Here is a 246-nt window from a genome sequence, read left to right on the forward strand (position 1 = left end):
CCGTGACCAAGCCAGACAATATCGCAGTCCAGTTCCCGTGCAGCCTCTTCCATTTCCCGCGAGCGCATCAGTCCCAGCGCACCGCCGCGCTCCGGCCCCAAAGCATTCTGTCCGCCCTCGCCACGGGTAGAACAACCAACAATCACCCGCATACCGGCACCAAACCGGAAGAAGGCCAATAACCCGCTTTGCTCATCATCAGGATGTGCGCCGGTATTCATCACGGTCACGACCGAGCGTAACCGG

General features: G+C 60.6%; 1 protein-coding gene. It reads right to left on the bottom strand.

Annotated features, from left to right (window positions below):
* On the bottom strand, nucleotides 1-246 hold a 246-nt coding region (locus HBA93_RS22665; RefSeq protein ID WP_286202151.1), incomplete at both ends, for a PIG-L family deacetylase.

Origin of the sequence: Ochrobactrum sp. SFR4, from assembly GCF_019730395.1 — a bacterium.
Classification (GTDB): Bacteria; Pseudomonadota; Alphaproteobacteria; order Rhizobiales; family Rhizobiaceae; genus Pseudochrobactrum.